The sequence below is a fragment of the Bacillus sp. GMs2/2 genome, from assembly GCF_050172095.1.
In the GTDB taxonomy this organism is placed as follows: domain Bacteria; phylum Bacillota; class Bacilli; order Bacillales; family Bacillaceae_G; genus Bacillus_A; species Bacillus_A cereus.
In genome coordinates, this window is record NZ_JBNLYE010000177.1 from 1 (window position 1) to 8,249 (window position 8,249).

Genomic DNA, 8,249 nt, shown 5'->3' on the forward strand with positions numbered 1-8,249 from the left:
AAACTATTATTTTTTAATAATTCTTTTCCTTGCTCTATAACAAATTCATAGTATGCAAGATCATACGGATAAATATCTTCAAATGTTATCGTAATCGGTGTATTGTTTAAGACTGAAATAGTCGTTAAAGATGAAATCTCTCCTTTTAATAGTTGTAGAAAAGAAGTTGCATGTACTTTCATCACATCGTCTACTTCTTCACCTGGTGCGAATGGAAGTGGATTGATGACGTTGTGAAAATACATATGACAAAACTCGCGATCAGTAAGATTTGAAATTTCATAATCTATTTTAAAGATTCCCTTGTATGTTAAATCATTAGTTTGAAAGGAAAGCCCTAATTCCTCCTCAATTTCACGAAGACCACCAATTTGTACATCTTCATCATGCATAATATGTCCAGCTGAAGTAATATCCCATATACATGGAGCTTCTTTTTTATTTTTAGAGCGTAATTGGAAATATAAAAACATATCTTCATTATCTTTTTCTACAAACCAGCAATGAAATGTTTCGTGCCAATCGCCGTCACGATGCACTTCATCACGTAATTTCTTCCCAAGTGTATTTCTTTCAGGATCAAATATTGTTAACCACTCTGTCATTTTAATTCCCCTTTCCTCAAATTTTATTATACAATATTTGTATTGAATTTTGGGAAAATAAAGAAAAAGGAGTGGTTATAAGTGGGGATAGAGCGTACGGAAATAAAATCGATTATTTCAACAGAGGAAGAGTTACGGAAAATATTGGGGCAACCAAGTGAGCGAGCGTTGAAAAAAGTCATTTCATCATTAGACCACCATTGCGTAGATTTTCTTTCTAAATCTCCTTTTCTAGTATTATCCACTGGAAATAAGTTGGGGGAGTGTGATGCCTCGCCGCGAGGAGATGCACCTGGATTTGTATACGTACTCAATAATAATAAAATTATCATTCCAGAAAGACCAGGAAATCGTCGTATAGACTCCATTTTGAATATTATTTCAAATCCACGTGTAGGACTAATCTTTTTTATTCCAGGTCTTGGGGAGACACTTAGAATAAATGGCCGAGCGTATATTACAAACGATGAAGAAATTTTGAAAGAAATGCAGGCGAATGGACGTAATCCGTTGCTTGGAATTGTTGTTGAAATAGAAGAGTGTTACATTCATTGTGCAAAAGCGTTTATTCGTTCGAAGATGTGGGATCCAGAATCTTGGTTACATAAAAAAGAGTTACCTTCAGCAGCAAAAATGTTGTTAGAGCATGCGAAAGTGAATGCTTCAGAAGAAGATGTTGCACGTTCTTTAGAAGAAAGTTATACAAAAAGATTGTATTAAAAATTTTATTGATATAATTTTGTAAGGTGAGTATGTACGGGTTTTAGAATGGGGATTTATCCCGCATTAACGGGCAGTAACACCCCTACCTCAAAATTCAGCGAAAGCAAAGAAGTTAGGTGGGGATCAACTGCCCGTAAAAGCCCGATTGGTGAAGGCTAATAATCAGTGGGGATGAACAAAATCCCCACTGATTAAAGTTTCACTTTATATATGAACCGTTGATTTATAAACTGGAGAAATGACAAAATAGGTAAATTGAGTGGCAGTTGCATAATGCTATTGTGAAATATAATAAAAAATTATTTTGAAAATAGTTAGTAAAAATAGGCTTGCTTTTTAAAAATTTGATAACTATAATAAGTTAACAAATAGACATGAACGAAAAAGTAATGATAAGGACACGAAATCATTTTTACGGTTTACAGAGAGGGAAGCCAAGGGTGTGAGCTTCCTAACACGAGAAATGATTTTACCACCTTTGAACTTCAATAGTGAACGAGTAATCTAGTAATTATTGGCGGTATCAGCCGTTATCTGAACTTGAGCAATCTAGGAGGAAATACGTCTAGATTGGAACAAGGGTGGAACCACGAAAACACATTCGTCCCTTTCCTAGGGATGGGTGTGTTTTTTACTTTGAAAGGAGGTGCGGTAATATGAAACGATTTATAAGTACGGAAATAACCACCACCTGCATGACAAAAAAGCAGAGTAAGGTGATTTATAGATGTAACAATTAAACTTTTAGGAGGAGATTAGAAGATGAATAACGTTATAAATGTTGGGGTATTAGGTTTAGGTACGGTCGGAAGTGGTGTTGTTCATATTTTGAAAGAACATTATAAAAAAATCGCACTTGATACAGGATACGAAGTGAAAGTGAAAACAGTCGTTGTACGTGATTTGGAAAAAGAACGCGATGTTTGTATTGATGGAATTGCAGTAACAAGTCATGCAGATGAAGTTCTAAATGATTCAAATATTGATATTGTAGTAGAGGTAATGGGCGGAATTGAAGAAGCAAAACAGCATATTGTTAAGGCTTTACGAAATAAAAAACATGTCGTAACAGCAAATAAAGATTTAATGGCTGTATATGGTGCAGAGCTTCTTCAACTGGCGAACGATAATGATTGTGATTTATGTTACGAAGCGAGTGTAGCGGGCGGTATTCCAGTGTTAAGAGGACTAACTGATGGGTTAGCATCAGATCAAATTGAAAAAATAATGGGAATTGTAAATGGTACAACAAATTATATGTTAACAAAAATGAGTCAAAATGGATGGTCTTATGAAGAGGCTTTACAGGAAGCACAAAAATTAGGCTTTGCAGAATCGGATCCGACAGCAGATGTAGATGGACTAGATGCGGCGAGAAAAGTAGCAATTCTTGCAAACTTAGGTTTTTCGATGAATGTTTCATTAGATGATGTGCAAGTAAGAGGGATTCGAAAGGTCGAAAAAGAAGATTTACAAATGGCTGAAAAGTTAGGATTTACTATGAAGTTAATTGGTAAAGCTGAAAAACAAGGACCAGCCATTCATTTAAGTGTAGAACCGACGCTTTTACCGAGCCAGCATCCATTATCAAATGTGAATAATGAATTTAATGCGGTGTATGTCCATGGCCAAGCGGTAGGAGAAGTGATGTTTTATGGACCCGGAGCTGGGAAGTTACCGACTGGTTCTGCTGTAGTAAGTGATATTATTTCAATCGTTAAAAATATGAATCAAGTTCCGAAAAATAAAAGTGCGTTAAAAGAACCAGTTCCTTATGAATTACAAGGTGATGAAGAAGTAGTTTCGAAATATTTCTTACGCATTTCATTACAAGATGAGCCTGGGATGTTACAAAAAATAACAGAATGTTTCGTTAATTATTCTGTAAGTTTAAAAGAGGTTATTCAATTACCTTTAAACCGTGAACTGGCAGAAGTCGTTGTTGTGACACATCGAACTTCCAAGTATCAATTTGAACGAGTTTTAGAAGCGATAGAAGCTGTCGCAAGTGAAATAAACAGTTACTACATTATTGAGGAGGAAAAACAATATGTATAAAGGACTATTAAAACAATATGCGTCTTATTTACCGGTGAATGAAAATACACCTGATGTCAGCTTAATGGAAGGAAACACACCACTTATTCCATTATTAAATATATCAAAACAATTAGGGATTCAGCTATATGGTAAGTACGAAGGAGCGAATCCGACAGGTTCTTTTAAAGATCGTGGTATGGTCATGGCAGTTGCTAAGGCGAAAGAAGAAGGTTCAGAAGCAATCATTTGTGCATCAACAGGTAATACATCAGCGTCAGCTGCAGCATATGCGGCACGTCTTGGGATGAAATGCATTATCGTAATACCAGAAGGAAAGATTGCACATGGAAAATTAGCGCAAGCGGTCGCTTATGGAGCTGAAATTATTTCAATAGAAGGGAATTTCGATGATGCGCTTAAGGCTGTAAGAAATATTGCTGCAGAAGAGCCGATTACGTTAGTAAACTCAGTAAATCCTTATCGAATTGAAGGGCAAAAAACAGCAGCGTTTGAAATTTGTGACCAATTGCAAAATGCACCAGATGTTCTAGCTATCCCTGTTGGGAATGCAGGGAATATTACAGCGTATTGGAAAGGCTTCTGTGAATATGAGAAAGAAAAAGGTTATAAAAAGCCAAGAATTCATGGCTTTGAAGCGGAAGGAGCAGCTGCAATTGTAAAGGGACATGTAATTGAAGAGCCTGAAACAATTGCAACAGCGATTCGCATCGGTAACCCAGCAAGTTGGTCGTATGCAGTAGAGGCTGCCGAGCAGTCTCGTGGTGAAATAGATATGGTATCAGATGAAGAAATTTTACATGCGTATAGGTTATTAGCAAAAACTGAAGGAGTTTTCGCTGAACCAGGATCAAATGCTTCATTAGCCGGCGTAATTAAACATGTTCAATCTGGGAAAATCAAAAAGGGAGAAACAGTTGTTGCGGTATTAACTGGAAATGGTTTGAAGGATCCTGATATCGCTATTTCTTCAAATCAACTAGACATCGCAAGTGTGTCAAATGATATAGAACAAATTAAAGATCATATTAAAGGGGTGATTATGTCGTGATACCATTTAGCGTTCGTGTCCCTGCTAGTACGGCGAATGTTGGTCCTGGATTTGATTCAGTTGGAATAGCTTTGTCATTGTATTTAGGTGTGGTGGTTAAAGAAAAAGCTGATAAATGGCAAGTAATCCATTCCTTTGAAGAATCAATTCCGACAGACGATAAAAATTTAATCGTTAGCACGGCATGTAAAGTATGTCCTTCTATATCACCCCATATAATAGAAGTTACTAGTAATATCCCATTAACGAGAGGGCTAGGAAGTAGTGCATCAGCGATTGTAGCTGGGATAGAGCTTGCGAATCAACTAGGCAATTTGAACTTAACTGCTGATCAAAAAGTTCAAATTGCTACAAATTTTGAAGGACATCCTGATAATGTTGCTGCTTCTATATTAGGTGGAACTGTAATTGGAGCACTTGATGGAAAGGATGTTTCCGTCGTAAGAATTGAGAGCAAGGAATTGGGTGTAATTTCTCTCATTCCGAATGCAGAATTAAATACAGATGAAAGTCGATCTGTATTACCAAAGATGTTTCCGTTTCATGAGGCAGTTAAAGCTAGTGCGATAAGTAACGTATTAGTAGCTGCATTATGTCAAAAGCGGTGGGAAGTTGTAGGTGAAATGATGGAGAGAGACCATTTTCACGAACCATATCGTTTAGAACTCGTACCATTATTACCATCTATTCGTAAATGCGCAAAAGAATTTGGTGCGTACGGCACAGCACTTAGTGGTGCGGGGCCATCTATTTTTATATTAACGCCATATGAGAAGCGTCAAGAAATCGCTGAGCAATTAGCGAGAGTATTTACAGATATGAAAGTATGTGAGCTTGAAATCGACCATAAAGGTATTATTGTAAATAAGGAAGAGCATATTGGATCGTAAAGAAAGCTGGCATGGCTAGCTTTCTTTACGTTGCAAACCTATTTTAAATTAGGTTTTTTCGGAAAAATATAAAACAAATGTTGATTTTGAATAATGTAAGTAAAGAGTGCATTCATTTTGGAGGTGATTAAATGAATAAAGAGTCACCAGAAGAAAAAAGAGAGCGTATGAGACAAAGTGAATTAAAAAGTAATCCTACGGGTTCTTTATGTGACGGACTCAATAGAGCGGAAACGGGTAGTCCAGTTGATATAGCAGGCGGTATGAATTGGAAAGGTACAGGAATAATCATTTTAGTACTACTTTTAGGATACATTGTATACACTTATTTTTTCAGTTGAAGAATGCTTGTTAAAATTTTGATTTGTTTAGTTTCATAATTGTTGAGAAAAAATGTAGTTACTGTATTACATATCTTCTAAGCGAATTATAGTTGTTCATATCAACTTTTAATACTCCAAACAGAGCTAGCAAAATGCTAGCTCTATTATTTTTTGCCACATTCCTGTAACAAACCACCTGTATATTCATTGGTGGAGGTGCAGAGGATGAAAAAAATGATAGCGATATGTCTTCTAACAACTATGCCATTTTCGACTTTAGTCGGTTGTGACGTAAAAGGTAGTAATGCTGTACAAGAGTCTAAAATAAAGAAATCGACGTATAAAGATTTTACTTATGATGTAAATCCAGAAACATTCACATTAACTGTAGAACATGAGGGGGTAAAGGAACAGGCATCACGACCCCTACCGAAAATGAAGGTATCGAATGTAAAAAAAGAAAAGGATCGTACATCGTGGGAATATCCAGATCAAAAAGTAAAAATAAAATTAGAAAAGAAAAAAGACCACTTAAACATTGACGTGGAATCGACTGGTGCAGAAAGCTTTACATGGCCGAAAGTAGAAGCTGAAAATTATACACTTCCGTTATGGGAGGGTAAGCAAATTCCGAGCAATGATGAGAATTGGAAGAAGTTTTTAAAGGATGATGCATATTCATTTGCTGAATCATTTTCTATGAAGTTTTTCGCATTAAATGGTTCGAAATATTCAATTGTATATATTGCAAACAATATGTTTAATAATGAATTGAAGTTTCATTCGGATCCGAAAATAGGATTTGATTTTACACATGAATTTCCGAGCATAAATAAAAATAAAACATATGGATTTCAATTATATGTGACAAATAATGATGCGGTAAGCATTGCTAAAATGTATAAGGATGATATTGTTCGAAAAGGTGAATTTAAAACATTACAAGAAAAGGCTAGAAAAAATAAAGAAATCGAAAAGTTATATGGAGCGGCGCATTTTTATTTTTGGAATCAAAATGGTCTATCAGAAAATAATATAAATTGGCCAAAACTAAGGGAGCAAATAAATAGCCCGCTGTTTAGTCATATAAAAGAACTTATTCAAAAGAATAGTTCAGAGCCTGGGGAACTGAATGTATTAGATCAAGTAAGTAAACAAGATTTCATTGATAAGTATCAAAAAAATGTTATTTTACGTTATATAAACGAAGTATTATCGATGAAGGAATTTTATAAAGAGGATATTTTTCAAAACGTTGATCAGGAAGCTAGTGTGCTATTAAAGAAAGGTGTAGGTCACTTAACGAACACGGAATTGTATAGCTTAAATAAGCATTTATTAAAGTCGCTACTTGGTGATGCGGTTGAAGAGGTAAGTAAATGGGGTAATGCAGATGGAACGGACATACTAAAGGAAATGAAAGAGGTAGGAATAGAAAAAGCGTGGATTGGTCTGCCGAACTGGGAACAAGGATTTATGCAACCTAATTTCGTGACAAAAGCGAAGGAAATGGGGTATTTAGTTGGTCCGTATGATTCATATCATTCCATTCACGAAAAAAGTGATAAAAATTGGAACACAGCATCCTTTAATGACCCATCATTATATGAAGAGGCTACTGTAACGAAGAAAAACGGAGAAAAGGTGCAAGGCTTTTTAGGCAGAGGTCGCAAGTTAAACCCGACTTTATCGCTGCCTAGTGTAAAGGAACGCATGAATGATATATTACAAAATGGTCCTAAATATAATTCATGGTTTATTGATTGTGATGCGACAGGTGAAATTTACGATGACTATTCAGCGAAACATATAACGACACAAGAGCAAGATTTAAAAGCACGTTTAAAACGAATGGACTACATTGCGCAAGAAAAGGGTATGGTCGTTGGTTCTGAAGGTGGAAATGATTTTGCTAGTAGTACGATTGCATTTGCACATGGAATTGAAACACCTGTTATTAAATGGGACGATGAAGATATGCGGAAAAATAAAACAAGTCCGTATTATGTCGGTGGATATTGGTCACCAAATCAAAATGTGCCTGAAAAATATGCAAAACAAGTACCATTGAAAGAAGAATATAAACAAGTATATTTAAACCCAGTATATTCGGTACCATTATATAAATTAGTATACAATGATTCCGTTATTACAACACATCATTGGGAATGGGGAAGTTTAAAGGCAAAAGATGAAGTTGGAAATCGAATGCTGTCTGAATTATTGTATAATGTTCCTCCGTTGTACCATTTAGATGAAGTAGAGTGGAATAAGCATAAAAAAGAAATTACAGAGCATCTAAAAGTTTGGAATGAAGTTCATGAAAAAGCAGTAAAAGAAGAGATGACGAATTTTGCGTATTTGTCAGAAGATAAGCTAGTACAATCTGTTTCTTATGGAAAAGATATTAAAATCATTGTGAACTTCTCAAATGAAGACATGGAAGTAGAAAAAACGAAAATAAAAGCAAAGTCGGCTTACATTGATAATCAGGGGAAGAAAAGCGTGTATACGCCGTTTGAGAAATAATAAAGTCAAATATACTGTATTCATAGAGATTTTATAATTAGCTGGATTCTTTATTCATATCGTTTGTTAA

Annotated in this window: 7 protein-coding genes and 1 other annotated feature; of the genes, 6 read left to right on the forward strand and 1 reads right to left on the reverse strand. The window is 35.4% G+C overall.

The window, feature by feature from the left end; translation table 11 throughout:
* A partial coding sequence (locus ACQGS6_RS18820) for an NUDIX hydrolase (protein WP_053564720.1) occupies window positions 1-605 on the reverse strand: 605 nt, incomplete at its 3' end.
* Window positions 606-686: 81 nt separating this feature from the next.
* Between ACQGS6_RS18820 and ACQGS6_RS18825 the strand changes: the two genes are divergently transcribed.
* The 6 genes from ACQGS6_RS18825 to ACQGS6_RS18850 all read left to right on the forward strand — a co-directional run bounded on the left by ACQGS6_RS18825 (window position 687) and on the right by ACQGS6_RS18850 (window position 8,179).
* Window positions 687-1,325: a pyridoxamine 5'-phosphate oxidase family protein gene (locus tag ACQGS6_RS18825; RefSeq protein WP_000510727.1), complete on the forward strand. Its 639-nt coding sequence runs from the start codon at window positions 687-689 to the stop codon at window positions 1,323-1,325.
* A 383-nt stretch (window positions 1,326-1,708) separates the two neighbouring features.
* Window positions 1,709-1,940: a binding site (T-box leader), on the forward strand.
* A gap of 150 nt (window positions 1,941-2,090) precedes the next feature.
* Window positions 2,091-3,386 (forward strand): homoserine dehydrogenase, encoded by a 1,296-nt coding sequence (locus ACQGS6_RS18830; protein ID WP_001066899.1) that lies wholly within the window; start codon window positions 2,091-2,093, stop codon window positions 3,384-3,386.
* Entirely contained in the window at window positions 3,379-4,437 is a 1,059-nt protein-coding gene (thrC, locus tag ACQGS6_RS18835) for a threonine synthase (protein WP_000276439.1), read from the forward strand. Before ACQGS6_RS18830 ends, thrC begins: the two co-directional genes overlap by 8 nt.
* Entirely contained in the window at window positions 4,434-5,327 is an 894-nt protein-coding gene (thrB, locus tag ACQGS6_RS18840; RefSeq protein ID WP_000612105.1) for a homoserine kinase, read from the forward strand. The genes thrC and thrB overlap by 4 nt, the downstream gene beginning before the upstream one ends.
* A 131-nt stretch (window positions 5,328-5,458) precedes the next feature.
* Window positions 5,459-5,668 (forward strand): DUF6366 family protein, encoded by a 210-nt coding sequence (locus ACQGS6_RS18845; protein ID WP_326318720.1) that lies wholly within the window; start codon window positions 5,459-5,461, stop codon window positions 5,666-5,668.
* Window positions 5,669-5,875: 207 nt separating this feature from the next.
* The gene (locus ACQGS6_RS18850) at window positions 5,876-8,179 is read left to right on the forward strand and encodes a glycoside hydrolase (RefSeq protein ID WP_000738103.1); all 2,304 of its coding nucleotides are present in this window, start codon (window positions 5,876-5,878) and stop codon (window positions 8,177-8,179) included.
* Window positions 8,180-8,249: the final 70 nt, after the last annotated feature.